General features: G+C 70.0%; 15 protein-coding genes. 4 read left to right on the forward strand and 11 right to left on the reverse strand.

Translation table 11 applies throughout. From position 1 onward, the window contains the following. Positions 1-188 precede the first annotated feature (188 nt). A complete protein-coding gene (locus CRP52_RS08415; RefSeq protein WP_257032362.1) occupies positions 189-1,067 on the forward strand; it encodes a hypothetical protein in 879 nt (292 codons plus the stop codon). On the opposite strand, the gene CRP52_RS08420 is transcribed toward CRP52_RS08415, so the two are convergent. Beyond that, positions 1,037-1,510, reverse strand: a complete 474-nt coding sequence (locus CRP52_RS08420) for an NUDIX domain-containing protein (RefSeq protein WP_097235828.1) — start codon at positions 1,508-1,510, stop codon at positions 1,037-1,039. The two genes, CRP52_RS08415 and CRP52_RS08420, sit on opposite strands and share 31 nt — an antisense overlap. A gap of 585 nt (positions 1,511-2,095) precedes the next feature. Between CRP52_RS08420 and CRP52_RS39345 the strand changes: the two genes are divergently transcribed. Then, the gene (locus tag CRP52_RS39345) at positions 2,096-2,626 is read left to right on the forward strand and encodes a hypothetical protein (protein ID WP_257032363.1); all 531 of its coding nucleotides are present in this window, start codon (positions 2,096-2,098) and stop codon (positions 2,624-2,626) included. A gap of 540 nt (positions 2,627-3,166) precedes the next feature. On the opposite strand, the gene CRP52_RS08430 is transcribed toward CRP52_RS39345, so the two are convergent. From CRP52_RS08430 to CRP52_RS08465, 8 genes are all read right to left on the reverse strand, one after another. After that, positions 3,167-3,499 (reverse strand): metal-sulfur cluster assembly factor, encoded by a 333-nt coding sequence (locus CRP52_RS08430; protein WP_097239936.1) that lies wholly within the window; start codon positions 3,497-3,499, stop codon positions 3,167-3,169. A gap of 120 nt (positions 3,500-3,619) precedes the next feature. After that, entirely contained in the window at positions 3,620-4,072 is a 453-nt protein-coding gene (gene sufU / locus CRP52_RS08435; RefSeq protein ID WP_097235829.1) for a Fe-S cluster assembly sulfur transfer protein SufU, read from the reverse strand. 20 nt (positions 4,073-4,092) lie between these two features. Further along, a complete protein-coding gene (locus CRP52_RS08440) occupies positions 4,093-5,355 on the reverse strand; it encodes a cysteine desulfurase (RefSeq protein WP_257032364.1) in 1,263 nt (420 codons plus the stop codon). Next, positions 5,352-6,116, reverse strand: coding sequence for a Fe-S cluster assembly ATPase SufC (sufC, locus tag CRP52_RS08445; protein WP_097235830.1), 765 nt, complete (start codon positions 6,114-6,116; stop codon positions 5,352-5,354). The genes CRP52_RS08440 and sufC overlap by 4 nt, the downstream gene beginning before the upstream one ends. A 6-nt stretch (positions 6,117-6,122) precedes the next feature. Next, complete coding sequence (locus tag CRP52_RS08450; protein WP_030055938.1) at positions 6,123-6,440, reverse strand: non-heme iron oxygenase ferredoxin subunit; 318 nt, start codon at positions 6,438-6,440, stop codon at positions 6,123-6,125. 5 nt (positions 6,441-6,445) lie between these two features. Continuing rightward, positions 6,446-7,675, reverse strand: a complete 1,230-nt coding sequence (sufD, locus tag CRP52_RS08455) for a Fe-S cluster assembly protein SufD (protein WP_097235831.1) — start codon at positions 7,673-7,675, stop codon at positions 6,446-6,448. A gap of 58 nt (positions 7,676-7,733) precedes the next feature. Then, positions 7,734-9,149: a Fe-S cluster assembly protein SufB gene (gene sufB / locus CRP52_RS08460; protein WP_097235832.1), complete on the reverse strand. Its 1,416-nt coding sequence runs from the start codon at positions 9,147-9,149 to the stop codon at positions 7,734-7,736. A gap of 9 nt (positions 9,150-9,158) precedes the next feature. Continuing rightward, positions 9,159-10,001 (reverse strand): helix-turn-helix transcriptional regulator, encoded by an 843-nt coding sequence (locus CRP52_RS08465; protein ID WP_097235833.1) that lies wholly within the window; start codon positions 9,999-10,001, stop codon positions 9,159-9,161. 164 nt (positions 10,002-10,165) lie between these two features. Here CRP52_RS08465 and CRP52_RS08470 point away from each other — a divergent pair, with 164 nt between their 5' ends. After that, a complete protein-coding gene (locus tag CRP52_RS08470) occupies positions 10,166-11,092 on the forward strand; it encodes an ABC transporter ATP-binding protein (RefSeq protein ID WP_097235834.1) in 927 nt (308 codons plus the stop codon). A 47-nt stretch (positions 11,093-11,139) separates the two neighbouring features. Continuing rightward, positions 11,140-11,859, forward strand: a complete 720-nt coding sequence (locus CRP52_RS08475) for an ABC transporter permease (RefSeq protein ID WP_373560547.1) — start codon at positions 11,140-11,142, stop codon at positions 11,857-11,859. A gap of 85 nt (positions 11,860-11,944) precedes the next feature. On the opposite strand, the gene CRP52_RS08480 is transcribed toward CRP52_RS08475, so the two are convergent. Both CRP52_RS08480 and CRP52_RS08485 read right to left on the reverse strand, forming a co-directional pair. Beyond that, complete coding sequence (locus CRP52_RS08480) at positions 11,945-12,634, reverse strand: LAETG motif-containing sortase-dependent surface protein (protein ID WP_097235836.1); 690 nt, start codon at positions 12,632-12,634, stop codon at positions 11,945-11,947. A 318-nt stretch (positions 12,635-12,952) separates the two neighbouring features. Beyond that, the gene (locus CRP52_RS08485) at positions 12,953-14,239 is read right to left on the reverse strand and encodes a choice-of-anchor A family protein (RefSeq protein WP_097235837.1); all 1,287 of its coding nucleotides are present in this window, start codon (positions 14,237-14,239) and stop codon (positions 12,953-12,955) included. Positions 14,240-14,388 lie beyond the last annotated feature (149 nt).

The raw sequence follows: 14,388 nt of genomic DNA on the forward strand, positions 1-14,388 counted from the left end.
CAGCTGACTGCTGTCCAACCCCATGACCGTGAACCGTTCTCTCCGCCCGTACCGATGCGGGCACACCGGCCGGGCGGCGACGGGGCCGGTTGCCCTTTTCCCGGGGACAGCCGACCCAACCCCAAGCGAACTGCCCGACACATCCGCATCTGCTCCACGCCAACTCGGCCCCACGTAAGGATGGATGGATGAGCAACTGGGAGTTCGTGAAGGACAGAACCGCCACCCAAGGCGCGGTGTGGAGGTCGGCCGATGGCCTGCTCTACAAGCGGACCGGTGGCGAGGACCTGCGGGCGGAGATCGAGTTCCAGCAGCTGGCCGCGAGCCTGGGCTACCCGGTGCCGGAGATCGTCGACAGCGGCTCGGAGGACGGGCGCTACTTCGTCGTCGAACGCGCCATCGGCGACACCTCGCTGCACGAGGAGGCGCTGGCCGACGCCGGGCGGGACGGTCGGGTCAGCTACCAGGTCATCAGTACGGCAGCTGCCGTCACGTCGAAGCTCCTGCAGGCCCAGGCGAGGCACCCCCTCCCCGCCACGCCGTGGTTCGAGAAGGCGGCCTTCGCGGCAGAGGTCTTCGAGGAGAAGCCGGACCTCGACACCCCGCGCGTCCACGAGGGGTCAAGCACGCCCTCGACCGGCTGGCCCGTCTCCCGATGGTGCACGGGCACCTGGGCGACTTCCTGCTCGTCAAGTGCTTCTTCTTCCTCGCCCTCATGCGGCCCACCGACCCCACGCGGCACGACAAGCACATCAAGTGGCAGTACCGGCGCACCCTCTTCACGATGGGACTTGATCAGTATGAGTCGGGCGACACGATCGACACCGGCACCTTGCCCACTCTGGAACGGTTCACCGCTGAACACCGGTAGGCCGGTTCCCACCGTCCGCGACCGCGACTACCTGATGGACCACCACGGAGTCGTCTTCAAAGTCATCGGCGACAGCCACCCCGGCAGCCACTACCGTCGTGTCGAAGTCCTTCGGCATCCTCGCCGGCAGGCCGGAGTGCTACGTCTACTCCGACACCCTGGGTCCTACGGGCGGGTAGCTCCGTGCTCCAGGTAGACGGTCTCGGACTTTGCCCTGGCGGCGCAGCCGGCGTGGACGCGGCGGGCCAGGCGCGGGATGAGGAGCACGTCGAGCTGGTCGGTGGTGTGGAAGGCATACTCGCCGATCTCCACCTGGTCGACGGTGATGAGGTCCAGCTCGTCGGCCGGGAGGACACCGCCGTCGAAGACGAAGAGGAGCTTGTCCCCCTCAGTGGGGTGGGGTGCCCAGTCAGCAACGAGCAGTCGACCGATCGGCGGGGTGATGCCAAGCTCCTCCTTGACCTCCCGGGCCGCACCCTCGCTCGGGGTCTCGCCGGCATGCAGGTACCCACCGGGGATCTCCCAGCCCGGCTTGTAGGTCGGCTTCACGAGGAGGACGCGGTCGTCCTCGTCGAAGAACAGCACGCCGGCGGCGGTGCGGGGCTGGGCCACGACCTCGTGGGAGTGGGAGTCGCTCATGGCGACGACTGTAGCCATCCAGCCGCGTCACGCGACGATCTGGAGCCGCTGTGCGACGCCTGCCAGCAAGTAGCTGCGCTTGCCGCGCTGTTGCCCACCCAGCTGGTCACCAGGTGTCGAGGGATGAAGTGATAGCGGACTTGCTCGGGGGCCAGTTCCTCGGCTTCCAGGAACAAGGCCGAGTTCAGGGATTTCGCGACCGCTGACAGTCAGGCAATGCGCGCGTGCTCGCCGAGTTGCCACGCCAGCGAGAGCCTGGTCGATTCCTGCGCGAGGCCTCGAACGCGGCGAGCTCCTTGCCGCCGGTTAGCCGCAAACTGGGCCTTCCCGATCGCCAGGCGCAGCCTCCTCGACACCGACCGCACGACGCCCGACCTGGGTCTACCTGGGCTGATCGAACCCGATCCGCCGAGAGCGAGCGCCGACGATCACGTACGGGATACTACAAAGACCTGACTCATCGTCAAGTGCCGTGGTACGTTCCGTACTCAAACAGAAAACAGGCGACCCCGGCGGTGCTACCAACACCCCGGGGTCCGGCAACAGGAGCCAGAACTCCCGATGCGCGTCCATCGTAGCGCCCACGTGCGCAACTTCACCGTACTGCCCAACGCCCTGCTCCAGTACCGGCGATTGAGCTACACCGCCCGAGGCCTCCTCGCGGACCTCCTCTCCCGCCCTGACTGCTGGCGCGAGGACGGTCGGCACATGGCCGACACCAGCCCGCAGGGCCGAGGCGCGATCCGCAAGGCCCTGAAAGAGTTGTCCGACGCGGGCTTCTACCGCGTCGAGAAGATCCGCCTGCCGGACGGCACCATCCGCACCGAGACCCACGTGTACGACACTCCGTGGTTCGCGCCGGATGCCACCCGTCCGGCGCCCGGTGGAGCGACTACCGGCCGTGCTGGCACGCCTGTTGTAAAGAACCGGCGCCAAGAATCCACCCTCCCCGGCAGTCCGGCCGAGGAAGTCGAACCCGATGGGCAGGAGGAGGCTTCCGCGACCGAAGTGGTCCGCGAAGCCGTGGCCACCCTGTTCCGGGTGATCCGGCCTGAACCGCGCCTGCGCCTGGGCGAGGCCGAAGCGCGCGAACTCGCGCCCCTCGTCGCCCAGTGACTCGCCCGCGGCAGCACCCCGGCCGACCTGGCCCACGCCCTGCTGCCGGGCCTGCCCACGCCGATGCACTCGGCATCCGCAGTGCTCCGCTACCGCCTGGAGCACAAGATGCCGCCCGCCCGGCCCGCAGAACAGCCACCGACCCGCTACACCGAGTGCGCCAAGTGCCACGACCCCGTGCCCCGACCGGGCACCTGCCGCCCGTGTGCCGGCCTGCCCACCCGAACTCCCACACTCAACAAGTCGGCAGACGTGGCAATCGCAGGCGCCGCCCGCGTCCGAACCGCCCTGCGCTCCGCAATGACCGGTGGACGGCCTGCACGCGTCGCCGCCTGAAACACCCGACCCCGCGCCGGCCGGCAAGCGGCCAGGCAGGGGGCGGGCACCCGCCGGCAGGCGGGTGGGGGGTGGATGGTGGGGAACGGCGGAGAACCCGCCCAACACAGCAGATCACGCGCGGGTATTCACCCCGGAAACGCCGCTGCCGCGCGCCCCCAAGGGTGCACGCGGCAGCGGAAAAACGATCGACCAGCCAAGGCCTCAGACGTTGAACCCCAGCGCCCGCAGCTGCTCGCGGCCGTCGTCGGTGATCTTGTCCGGGCCCCACGGCGGCATCCAGACCCAGTTGATCCGCAGGTCCTTCACCAGGCCGTCGGTGGCCGTCTTGGCCTGGTCCTCGATGACGTCGGTCAGCGGGCAGGCCGCCGAGGTGAGCGTCATGTCGATGGTGGCCACGTCGGACTCGTCGATGTGGATGCCGTAGATCAGGCCCAGGTTGACGACGTCGATGCCCAGTTCGGGGTCGACGACGTCCATCAGGGCCTCGGTCAGGTCCTCGACCGAGACGGTGCCGGCCGTGGTGCCGACGATGATGCCGGCCGGCTGCTCGTCGGCAGCCGAAGCCGCAGCAGTAGCCGTCGCGTCGGCCGCAGCGGAGGCGGTGGCGTCGACGGTGGTGTTCTCGTCACTCATGGTTTGTCCTCCTCTGCAGGTTCAGTCGTTCACGGCGGGGTGCTGGGCGAGCGCCTGGGCGGTGGCGTCCTTCCAGGCCATCCAGCTGAGCAGGGCGCACTTGACCCGGGCCGGGTACTTGGAGACGCCGGCGAACGCGACTGCGTCCTCCAGCACCTCCTCGTCGCCCTCGCCCTGGCCCTTGCTCTGCATCAGCTCCAGGAAGGCCTCCTGGACCGCCTGCGCCTCGCCGACGGACTTGCCGACGACCAGGTCGTTCAGCACCGAGGCGCTCGCCTGGCTGATCGAACAGCCCTGGGACTCGTACGAGACGTCGGCGACCGTCGTGCCGTCGAGCTTCACCCGCAGGGTGATCTCGTCGCCGCACGTCGGGTTGACGTGGTGCACTTCGGCGTCGCCGTCCCGCAGTCCCTTGCCGTGGGGGTTGCGGTAGTGGTCCAGGATGATGTCCTGGTACATCGAGTCGAGCTTCATGGTCGTCCTGCCCCGTCCCGTCAGCCGAAGAAGTTCCGGACGTGGTGCAGGCCGTCGATCAGCGCGTCGACCTCGCCCGGCGTCGAGTACAGGTAGAACGACGCCCGCGTGGTCGCCGGAATTCCGTACCGCAGGCAGACCGGCCGTGCGCAGTGGTGGCCGACGCGCACGGCGATGCCCTGCTCGTCCAGCACCTGGCCCACGTCGTGCGGGTGGATGTCACCCAGCGTGAAGGAGATCGCGGCACCGCGGTCGACGGCCGTGCGCGGGCCGATGATCCGCAGGTCGGGGATCTCCAGCAGGCGCTCCACCGCGTACTCGGTGATCGCGTGCTCGTGCGCCGCGATCCGGTCCATGCCGATGCCGGTCAGGTAGTCGATGGCCGCGCCGAGCCCGACCGCCTGGGCGATCGGCGGGGTGCCGGCCTCGAACTTGTGCGGCGCCGGGGCGTAGGTGGACGAGCCCATGGTGACGGTCTCGATCATCTCGCCGCCGCCGAGGAACGGCGGAAGGTCCTCCAGCAGCTCCTGGCGGCCCCAGAGCACGCCGATGCCGGTCGGGCCGAGCATCTTGTGGCCGGTGAAGGCGACGAAGTCGGCCTCCAGCGCCTGCACGTCCAGCACCGCGTGCGGCGCGGCCTGCGAGGCGTCGATGACGACCAGCGCGCCGACCGACTGCGCCTTGCGGACGATCGTCTCCACCGGGTTGACGGTGCCGAGCAGGTTGGAGACCAGGGTGAAGGAAACCACCTTGGTCTTCTCGGTGATCAGCTCGTCGATGTTCGACAGGTCGAGCCGGCCCTCGTCGGTCAGCCCGAACCACTTCAGCTTCGCGCCGGTGCGCTGCGACAGCAGCTGCCACGGGACGATGTTGGAGTGGTGCTCCATCTCCGTGATGACGATCTCGGAGTCGGCGTCCACCTTGTACGGCTCGTCGGCCCAACCGAGCATGTTGGCGACGAGGTTGAGCGACTCCGAGGCGTTCTTGGTGAAGATCACCTCGTTGCGGCTCGGCGCGTTGATGAACGCCGCGACCTTGTCCCGGGCGCCCTCGTACAGTGCCGTGGCCTCCTCGGCGAGCACGTGCACGCCGCGGTGGACGTTGGCGTTGTGCCGCTCGTAGTAGGCGTTCAGCGCTTCGAGCACCTGGCGGGGCTTCTGCGAGGTGGCCGCGTTGTCCAGGTAGACCAGCGGCTTGTCGTCGTGCAGCAGCCGCTGCAGGACCGGGAAGTCCTTGCGGATCGCATCGGTGTCGAGCAGTCCCGACAGCGGGGTACGGGTCACTCGGAAGCGCCCCCCTTCACGTACGACTCGTAGCCCTCGTCCTCCAGCTTGTCGGCCAGCTCGGCACCGCCGGACTCGACGATGCGGCCGCCCGCGAAGACGTGGACGTAGTCGGGCTTGATGTACCGCAGGATGCGGGTGTAGTGGGTCACCAGCAGGGTGCCGACCTCGCCGGTCGAGCGGACCCGGTTGATGCCCTCGGAGACGATCCGCAGCGCGTCGACGTCCAGGCCGGAGTCGGTCTCGTCGAGGATCGCGATCTTCGGCTTGAGGAGCTCCAGCTGCAGGATCTCGTGGCGCTTCTTCTCGCCGCCGGAGAAGCCCTCGTTGACGTTGCGCTCGGCGAAGGCCGGGTCCATCTGGAGGGCGGCCATCGCCTCCTTGACCTCCTTCACCCACAGCCGCAGCTTCGGGGCCTCGCCGCGGACGGCGGTGGCGGCGGTGCGCAGGAAGTTGCTGACCGAGACGCCGGGGACCTCGACCGGGTACTGCATGGCCAGGAAGACGCCGGCCTTGGCACGCTCGTCGACGGACATCTCCAGGACGTCCTCGCCGTCCAGCAGCACCGAGCCGCCGGTGACGGTGTACTTGGGGTGGCCGGCCAGCGAGTAGGCCAGGGTGGACTTGCCGGAGCCGTTCGGACCCATGATGGCGTGGGTCTCGCCCTGCTTCACGGTCAGGTCGACGCCCTTCAGGATCTCGCGCGGGCCGTTCTCGGCCTCGACGGAGACGTGCAGGTCGCGGATTTCAAGGGTTGCCATGTGTACTCAGGACTCCTGGTTGACGGAGACGAGCACATCGTCCCCTTCGATCTTTACGGGGTAGACAGCGACCGGCTTGGTGGCGGGCAGGCCGGAGGGCTTGCCGGTGCGCAGGTCGAAGCTGGAGCCGTGCAGCCAGCACTCGATCATGCAGTCCTCGACCTCGCCCTCGGAGAGTGCGACGTTCGCGTGCGAGCAGATGTCGTTGATCGCGAACACCCCCTCGTCGGTGCGGACGACGGAGACCGGCACGCCGTTGAGGTCCACGCGCTTGGGGACGTCCTCCTGGAGGTCGCTGAGCGCGCAGGCACGGAGGAAGGTCATCGCGTTCAGACCGCCGCTTCGAGCTCGGCGTCGATCTTCTCCATGAGCTGGTCCTGGACCTCGGCGACGCCGATCTGCTGCAGCAGCTCGGCGAAGAAGCCGCGCACCACCAGGCGGCGGGCCTCGTCCGCCGGAATGCCGCGGGCCTGCAGGTAGAACAGCTGCTCGTCGTCGAAGCGGCCGGTCGCCGAGGCGTGGCCGGCGCCGACGATCTCGCCGGTCTCGATCTCCAGGTTCGGGATCGAGTCGACCCGGGCGCCGTCGGTGAGCACCAGGTTGCGGTTGAGCTCGTAGGTGTCGGTGCCGAGCGCGGCGGCGCGGATCAGCACGTCGCCGACCCAGACGGCGTGCGCGTCCTGGCCCTGGAGGGCGCCCTTGTACGCCACGTTGGAGCGGCAGTGCGGCGTGTCGTGGTCGATGACCAGACGGTGCTCCAGGTGCTGGCCGGCGTCGGCGAAGTACAGGCCGAACAGCTCGGCCTCGCCGCCGGGGCCCGCGTAGTTGACCCGCGGGTGCAGGCGGACCAGGTCGCCGCCGAAGGTCACGACCACGGACTTGTACGTGGCGTCCCGGCCGACCAGCGCGTTGTGCTGGGCGACGTGGACGGCGTCGCGCTCCCAGTCCTGGACGGAGACGAAGGTGAGCTTCGCTCCGTCGCCGACCAGCAGCTCGACGTTGGCGGCCCGGATGCCGGTGCCCGTGTGGTTGAGCACCACGACGGCCTCGGCGAACGGCTTGACGTCGATCACCACGTGGCCGAAGCGGACGCCGCCCTCGCCGTGCACGTCGATCTTGACCGGCTCGGTGAGCACCGCGTCCTTGGGGACGGTGACCACGAGCGCCTCGTCGAAGGCGCTGAACGCCTGCGCGGCGACCCGGTCGACGGGCGTGCCGGCCTTGCCCAGGCGGGCGTCGTCCCGGCCGACGGTCTCGGCGGTGACGCCGTCCGGCAGCGTGAACTCGACCTTGGTCCCGCCCCGCTCGGCGGCGGCGGCCGTGCCGTCGTGCAGCCCGCCGAGGCGGTGCAGCGGCGTGAACCGCCAGTCCTCCTCGCGGCCGGTGGGCACCGGGAAGTCGTTCACGTCGAAGGACGGCTTGACCGCGACGCGCGCGTCGATCGGCTGCTTGACCGTGTCACGGCCGGTGCCGGGGCCGGCGAGCTGCGCGCCCGCGCCGGCGGTGCCGACCTCGATCGAGCCGGCGGTGGTGGAGCCGGTGGTGTTCTGCTCAGCCATGGCTGTTCGTAGTGCTCTCTTCCTCGGAATCAGTGGATGGCGGGTGCTCGGCCGGACGTCAGCCGACCGCGCCCTCCATCTGCAGCTCGATCAGCCGGTTGAGCTCCAGCGCGTACTCCATCGGCAGCTCGCGCGCGATCGGCTCGACGAAGCCGCGCACGATCATCGCCATGGCCTCGGTCTCGGTCAGGCCGCGACTCATCAGGTAGAACAGCTGGTCCTCGCTGACCTTGGAGACGGTCGCCTCGTGGCCCATGGACACGTCGTCCTCGCGGACGTCCACGTACGGGTAGGTGTCCGAGCGGGAGATCGTGTCGACCAGCAGCGCGTCGCAGAGCACGTTGGACTTGGCGCCGTGCGAGCCCTCGCCGATCTCGATCAGACCGCGGTAGGAGGTCCGGCCGCCGCCGCGCGCCACCGACTTGGAGACGATGTGCGAGGAGGTGTTCGGCGCCATGTGGACCATCTTGGCGCCGGCGTCCTGGTGCTGGCCCTCGCCCGCGAAGGCGATCGACAGGGTCTCGCCCTTGGCGTGCTCGCCCATCAGGTAGACGGCCGGGTACTTCATGGTGACCTTGGAGCCGATGTTGCCGTCGATCCACTCCATGGTCGCGCCCTCGTACGCCACGGCGCGCTTGGTGACCAGGTTGTAGACGTTGTTCGACCAGTTCTGGATGGTCGTGTAGCGGCAGCGGCCGCCCTTCTTGACGATGATCTCCACGACCGCGGAGTGCAGCGAGTCGGAGGAGTAGATCGGCGCGGTGCAGCCCTCGACGTAGTGGACGTAGGCGTCCTCGTCGACGATGATCAGCGTCCGCTCGAACTGGCCCATGTTCTCGGTGTTGATCCGGAAGTAGGCCTGCAGCGGGATGTCGACGTGCACGCCCTTCGGCACGTAGATGAACGATCCGCCGGACCACACGGCCGTGTTCAGCGCGGCGAACTTGTTGTCGCCGGCCGGGATGACGGTGCCGAAGTACTCCTTGAACAGCTCCGGGTGCTCGCGCAGCGCGGTGTCCGTGTCCAGGAAGATGACGCCCTGCTCCTCCAGGTCCTCGCGGATCTGGTGGTAGACGACCTCCGACTCGTACTGGGCGGCGACGCCGGCGACCAGGCGCTGCTTCTCCGCCTCCGGGATGCCCAGCTTGTCGTAGGTGGCCTTGATGTCCGCCGGCAGGTCCTCCCAGGACTCGGCCTGCTTCTCGGTGGAGCGGACGAAGTACTTGATGTTGTCGAAGTCGATGCCGGTGAGGTCGGAGCCCCAGGTCGGCATGGGCTTCTTGCCGAACAGCTTGAGGCCCTTGAGCCGCAGGTTCAGCATCCACTCGGACTCGTTCTTCTTCGCGGAGATGTCGCGCACGACCTCCTCGCTGAGCCCGCGCTTGGCAACGGCGCCGGCAGCGTCCGGGTCGGCCCAGCCGTACTCGTAGTTGCCCAGGCCCTCAAGCTCCGGGTGCGAAACGGTGTCAGTCATGCGAGCTTCCTAACGCGCGGACGCAGAATCTTCGGTGGACGTACCGGCAGTCGGCACTGCATCGGAGTTCCGGCCCGCGGTGTGGCGGGCGGACGACGATGCGGCACCGGGTGCCGGCACATAGGTGGTGCAGACCCCGTCGCCGTGGGCGATGGTGGCCAGCCGTTGCACATGGGTGCCCAGGATCCGCGAGAAGACCTCGGTCTCCGCCTCGCAGAGCTGCGGGAACTGCTCGGCGATGTGCGCAACCGGGCAGTGGTGCTGGCAGAGCTGGGCGCCCGCCGGGGCCTTGGCCGCGGCCGACGGGACACGCCGCACCGTGGCAGCGTACCCGTCCGCGCTCAGCGCCTCGGCGAGTGCCTCGGTGCGCTCGGCCTCGTCGGCCCGGCGCAGCGCTTCCTGGTACTTCTCGCCCTGCTTGCCGAAGCGGGCCCGGGCGAAGGCGGCGACCGCCTCCTCGCCCGCCTTGCCGCCGCCCACCGAGTCCGAGATCCAGCGCAGCGCGTCGGCCGCGAGCTGGTCGTAGGCCTGGTAGAAGGCGTCCCGCCCGCCGTCGGTGAGGGCGAACACCTTGGCCGGACGGCCGCGGCCGCGGCTGCCGTAGACCCGCTGTTCGCGGGACTCGACCAGGCCGGCGGCGGCCAGTCCGTCGAGGTGGCGGCGGACGGCGGCGGCGGTGAGGCCGAGCCGGCTCGCCAGGTCGGCGGCGGAGGAGGGGCCGTGGTCCAGGATCGAGCGGGCGACCCGGTCCCGGGTGGCGCGGTGGCCCTCCAGCAGCACCTCGGCCGCCGTCACGGGCACGTCACAGCCGGGGGCCGACTCGGCCTCCTGCTGCGTGGCGTGCTCGCGCATGTTTTTCACAACACCAGTGTTGCGTAATTACTTCCGTCCGGACAAGCCGTGATCCAGGCCTCACCGGTGTCATCGATCACGCAGGTAAGCCTTACCTGGCCTGCGGAAACGATCACCGAGGGCGCCGTCCGGCCCCCGCGTCAGCGCCTCTTAGACTCGCCGGTATGAACCCCGTACCCGCGGTCCAGGTCGCCGGGCTGGTCAAGCGCTACGGCGACAAGACGGCCGTGGACGGTCTCGACCTCACCATCGCCGCCGGCACGATCACCGCCGTCCTCGGCCCCAACGGCGCCGGCAAGACCACCACCATCGAGACCTGCGAGGGCTACCGCCGCCCCGACGCCGGCACCGTCCGCGTCCTCGGCCTCGACCCGGTCACCCAGAGCGCCGCCCTGCGCCCCCGGATCGGCGTCATGCTGCAGTCCGGCGGCGTGTACGCGGGCGCCCGCGCGGTCGAGATGCTGCGGCACACCGCCAAGCTGCACGCCCACCCACTGGACGTGGACGCCCTGGTCGAACGCCTCGGCCTCGGCTCCTGCGGCCGCACCACCTACCGGCGGCTCTCCGGCGGCCAGCAGCAGCGGCTCGCCTTGGCCATGGCCGTGGTCGGCCGCCCCGAACTGGTCTTCCTGGACGAACCCACCGCCGGCCTCGACCCCCAGGCCCGCCGCGCCACCTGGGACCTGGTCCGCGACCTGCGCCGGGACGGCGTCACCGTGGTCGTCACCACCCACCACATGGACGAGGCCGAGCAGCTCGCCGACCGCGTCGCCATCGTCGACCGCGGCAAGGTGATCACCGAGGGCACCACCGAGGAGCTCTGCCGCGGCGGCGCCGAGGACTCCCTGCGCTTCGACGGCCCGCCCGGGCTCGACCTGGGCCCGCTGCTCAAGGAGCTGCCCGAGGGCGCCACGGCCGTGGAGACCACCCCCGGGAGCTACCGCGTCGAGGCGCCGGTGGACCCGAAGCTGCTGGCCACCGTCACCGGCTGGTGCGCGGCCGCCGGCGTCCTGCCCGAACGGCTGTCCGTCCAGCGCCGCAGCCTCGAAGACGTCTTCCTCGACCTGACCGGACGGGAGCTCCGCTCGTGACCTCGACCGACTACTCCCCGAAGCCGGGGGCGGCACCGGTCGGCCGGATGCTGCTCGCCCAGACCGCCTTCGAGACCCGGATGCTGCTGCGCAACGGCGAACAGCTGCTGCTCACCGTGGTCATCCCGACCGTGCTGCTGGTGCTGTTCTCCGCCGTGGACATCGTCGCGGTCGAGGGCCCCGGCAAGCGGGTCGACTTCCTGGCCCCCGGCCTGCTCGCGCTGGCCGTGATGTCCACCGCCTTCACCGGGCAGGCCATCGCCACCGGCTTCGAGCGCCGCTACGGCGTGCTGAAGCGGCTCGGCGCCAGCCCGCTGCCGCGCTGGACGCTGCTGACCGCCAAGACCGGCTGCGTCCTGGTGACGGAGGCGCTGCAGGTCGCGCTGCTGTCGGTGATCGCGCTGGCGCTGGGCTGGTCCCCGCACGGGAATCCACTCGCCGTCGTCGCCCTGCTGGTCCTCGGCACCGCCGCCTTCTCCGGGCTCGGCCTGCTGATGGCCGGCACCCTGAAGGCCGAGGCCACGCTGGCCGCCGCCAACCTGGTCTTCATCCTGCTGCTGCTCGCCGGCGGGGTGATCGTGCCGCTGAGCAAGTTCCCCGACGCCGTACGGTCGGTGCTGGAGCTGCTGCCGATCTCGGCGCTCTCGGACGGGCTGCGCTCGGTGCTGCAGAGCGGCGCCGGGGTGCCCTGGTCGGACCTCGGGATCCTGGCCGGCTGGTCGGTGCTCGGCCTGGCCGCAGCGGCCCGCTTCTTCCGCTGGGAGTGACCGGCGACGTACGAACGCACAACGCCCCCCGGCCACTTGAGGCCGGGGGGCGTCGCGCTGTTCGGCTCGTTCAGCTCACGGGGCGTCAGCCCTGGCTGCCGCCGCGGCGCTTGCGGGCGAGCACCACGAGCGCGCCGCCGACCAGCAGCACGCCGCCGCCGGCCGCCGCGATCATCGGGGTCGCGTCGCTGCTACCGGTCTGGGCGAGCGCCGGGCCGCTGGGGGTGGGCGCCGGGGCGGCGGTGGTCGGCGCGGGCACCGACGGGCTCACGGTGGGCGTCCCGGTCGGCGTCGGCGTGGGGGTCGGGGTCTTCGTCGGCGTCACGGTCGGCGTCGGCGTGGGGGTCGGGGTCGGCGTGGGGGTGGGGGTCTTGGTGGGGGTCGGAGTCGGAGTCGGCGTGTGACACGGCTCGATGGTCTTGGTCTCGTTGATGTTCCAGCCCTTCTCGTTCGGGTTCTCCGTGGTGGAAACCACCAGGTTCGCCTTGATCGGGGCGGCGTGGTCCTTCACCGGGAAGGTGCCGTGGAACTCCGCGGGGAAGGTCTTGGCGTCCAGGACCTTCTCGCCGTCGATGGTCAGGCTGACGGTGTTCTTCACGTCGGCCTTGGGGCTGTAGTTGATCAGATCGACCACGACCTTGTCGCAGGTCACCGACCACGTCGGCACGTGCGCCGAGGCGTCGGTGGCCAGCGCCAAGGGAAGTAGAAAACCGGCCGCCGCTGTACCGGCAAGTGCCGCCGCGCCGATCCCGATGTGCCGCTGCTGTCGCGCCATTACGCTGTTCCCCTCCGAACGGTCTTGCGCAGCAGGCGTGTTGAGTGGATCGCGGTGGCCCGCTACGAACTGTCCGGGGGACTCTACCGGCACTCCCGCATCCCGCCACACCCCGCCGTACGACCGGATTTCGTCTGTCCGTCCGTTCTCCGATGTGCATGACCAGCCCATCACAGTCGCCACCTCGCAGAATGCGGATTCGGCAGACTTGAATGAACTTCGTCACCTTTCAGACAGAACGGCGCCCCTGGTGATCAGGTTCAATCACCCGGGGCGCCGCATCGATCATTAGCGCTTCCCGACCATTCAGGCCTCCCGTCAGGCCTTCTTGGCCGCCTTACGCCGCGCAGCCACCACGATCCCGCCACCAGCCGCGATCACCACCGCACCGCCGACCGCCAGCGGCACCACGGGGCCCGAGCCGGTGTGCGCCAGGTTCCCGCCGCCGTTCGCCGTGGCGGACGGGCTCGCCGAGCCGGAGGCCACCGGCGCCGCCGTCGAGGCGGAGGCGGAGGCGGACGGGCTCGCCGAACCACTCGCACTGGGCTTTCCGCTCGGCGTCACCGACGGGCTCGCCGAACCGCTCGGCGTCACCACCGGCGGAACGGTCGGCGTACCGGTCGGCGTCGGGTTCGGCGTCGGGACGACGGTGCCCGGCAGGCAGCCGGTGAACGGGTAGTGGTGCGTCTCCGCGCCGCCCTTGCCGGTCAGCGAGGCCGCGATCACCGAGCCGTTGACCGGGCCGCCGCTACCCAGGTCGAAGGCGGCGTTCGGCGCGAGCACGGTGCCGGCCCAGGCGGCGTCGCTCTTCTTCACGACCTTCGTCGCGGTCGGGAAGTTCCAGAGCAGCCTGGCCCTGATCGCCCCGCCGGATGCGCTCTGCGCCTTGTCGTCCAGCACGAAGGCCGACTTGCCCGCGTCCCAGAGGAAGAATCCACTGGTCCCGGCTGCCGCCATGTCGTACGAGCCACCGGTCACGTTGACCACGGTCACGGCGCCGGCCGGCACCTTGAGGTACACCTCCTTGGCGCCCTGCAGAGTCGCCGCGTCGACGGTGAAGCTGTTGTACTTCGCGTCCCCGCCGGTGAACGTCAGCTTGGGGCCCTGGGCCTGGACGGTGGCACCGACCGTCTGCGGCACGGCGGCCAGCGAGGTGGCGGCGACGCGCAGCTTGGCGAACTCCGCCTTGAAGTCGATCGGCGAGGCACCCTGGCTGACGGTGCCGGCGTGCGCCTGGACGACCGCGCCGTCGGCCTTGGAGCCGTAGACGCCGTTGCCCTTCATCACCTGGGTGTTGTGGCCGGTGATGCGGCCGGCCACGACCAGCGCGTTCTTGCCGGGCAGCGCGTCGACCTCGGCGGGGGTGAGTTCCTGGCCGACCGAGAAGCCACCGGTGAAGTCGGCGTTGCCGCCGACCGCGACCGCACCCTCGGCGTCGGGGGTGTGGGTGTCGTCGCCCTCGATGAACTCGCCGTAGAGGTTGGCGACCCCGAGGCCGCGGCACTCCTGATTGGCACCGACGGCCTGAGCGGCCGGCGCGACGAGGCCGGCCAGGGCGAGCGAACCGCCGACCGCGAGCGCGGCGGCGGAAGTGGATATGCGCATGTGCAGGATCTCCGCTTGCGGGAGGAGTGGAAGCGGCCCCAGAACAGGTATGGACCAATCCGCACTCTTTCGGCCAGACGGGCAATTGGTCAAGACCATTGACCGGCGTGTCCGAACAATCCGTTTACGTCCCGGCCGCCCCCGCCCGC

The sequence above is a fragment of the Streptomyces sp. 1331.2 genome (genome assembly GCF_900199205.1).
Classification (GTDB): Bacteria; Actinomycetota; Actinomycetes; order Streptomycetales; family Streptomycetaceae; genus Kitasatospora.

Excerpts from the sequence above, each read along its gene's own strand:
- CRP52_RS08415 (WP_257032362.1), top strand. The coding sequence starts at position 189 with ATGAGCAACTGGGAGTTCGTGAAGGACAGAACCGCCACCCAAGGCGCG.
- CRP52_RS08420 (WP_097235828.1), bottom strand. The coding sequence starts at position 1,510 with ATGAGCGACTCCCACTCCCACGAGGTCGTGGCCCAGCCCCGCACCGCC.
- sufU (WP_097235829.1), bottom strand. The coding sequence starts at position 4,072 with ATGAAGCTCGACTCGATGTACCAGGACATCATCCTGGACCACTACCGC.
- sufC (WP_097235830.1), bottom strand. The coding sequence starts at position 6,116 with ATGGCAACCCTTGAAATCCGCGACCTGCACGTCTCCGTCGAGGCCGAG.
- CRP52_RS08450 (WP_030055938.1), bottom strand. The coding sequence starts at position 6,440 with ATGACCTTCCTCCGTGCCTGCGCGCTCAGCGACCTCCAGGAGGACGTC.
- sufD (WP_097235831.1), bottom strand. The coding sequence starts at position 7,675 with ATGGCTGAGCAGAACACCACCGGCTCCACCACCGCCGGCTCGATCGAG.
- sufB (WP_097235832.1), bottom strand. The coding sequence starts at position 9,149 with ATGACTGACACCGTTTCGCACCCGGAGCTTGAGGGCCTGGGCAACTAC.
- CRP52_RS08465 (WP_097235833.1), bottom strand. The coding sequence starts at position 10,001 with ATGCGCGAGCACGCCACGCAGCAGGAGGCCGAGTCGGCCCCCGGCTGT.
- CRP52_RS08470 (WP_097235834.1), top strand. The coding sequence starts at position 10,166 with ATGAACCCCGTACCCGCGGTCCAGGTCGCCGGGCTGGTCAAGCGCTAC.
- CRP52_RS08475 (WP_373560547.1), top strand. The coding sequence starts at position 11,140 with ATGCTGCTCGCCCAGACCGCCTTCGAGACCCGGATGCTGCTGCGCAAC.
- CRP52_RS08480 (WP_097235836.1), bottom strand. The coding sequence starts at position 12,634 with ATGGCGCGACAGCAGCGGCACATCGGGATCGGCGCGGCGGCACTTGCC.
- CRP52_RS08485 (WP_097235837.1), bottom strand. The coding sequence starts at position 14,239 with ATGCGCATATCCACTTCCGCCGCCGCGCTCGCGGTCGGCGGTTCGCTC.